A 1049-nucleotide genomic window follows, 5' to 3' on the forward strand; every position below is an offset into this window, starting at 1 on the left:
CCTCGGAGACGGATCGTACAGCATCCACGACTACGATGACTTCATCGACCAAACCGACAGCCTCACATTCACAGATGTGAATCCAGATGAGGTTTATCTGGTCAGGATTTACAATGATGTAATCATCAATTTGCCGAATGGCGAGACAATCACACTTATTGGGCAATTGGATTCCAATAAATGGCGGGCGATTGAACATTTTGAGTTCGCGGACGGAACACTTTGGGATCAGGAACAGTTCCGCGGGCGGTTGATGCAGGATATGAAGTCGACCGGAACTGTCACGGGCACAGTTTTCGATGAACACTACGTTCACACCAGCGGAGATGGCTCATATACGATTTCCGACCATGATACTTCTCTTGGAAGTGATCGGTTGGAGTTTAGCGATGTTAATCGCGATAGTGTAACCGTTGGACGAGATGGTTCGAATGCGCTGTTTACCTTGGCAAACGGTGAGACGGTCACGATCCTGCGTCAATTTGATAGCAATAGGCACTCATCAATCGAAAGCTTTGAGTTTGCGGATGGGACCAGCTGGGATCAGCAGGCACTTCTAGACGCTATTGTACATGACATGAAGGCCACTGGTACTGTTACAGGCAGTCACTGGTCGGAAACCCATCGGCACAGCTTGGGTGATGGATCTTATTCGATCAACACTGCTCAAAATCTGAACGGTCACAGCGATAGGCTGATCTTCGATGATGCAACATCTGATCAGGCACTTGTTACCAGAGAGGGCCAGAATGCTCTAATTACCCTGGCCAACGGTGAGACAATCATGCTGGCTGGCTACTTCAGTGCTGCATCGGATGAAAAGATTGCGCGCGTAGAGTTTTCGGATGGTGTTGTTTTTGACGATCTTGAAACTCTCGAACCAATAGAGGGTGCTTATATTAAAGGATCCTCCAAAAACGAATATGTCATTGGCACGTCTAGTGACAATATTCTCCATGGCCTAGTTGGTGATGATCATTTGCGCGGTGGCGAGGGTGCTGACACGTATCGTTATGCGCTTGGTGACGGCGATGATCACATCTTGGACT

At 48.2% G+C, this 1049-nt stretch carries 1 protein-coding gene; it reads left to right on the forward strand.

The features are described from left to right. The coding region (locus ACR0J1_RS19375) for a calcium-binding protein (RefSeq protein ID WP_480734404.1) at window positions 1-1049 on the forward strand (1049 nt) is incomplete at both ends.

This window comes from Ruegeria sp. CJ3, from assembly GCF_056536725.1.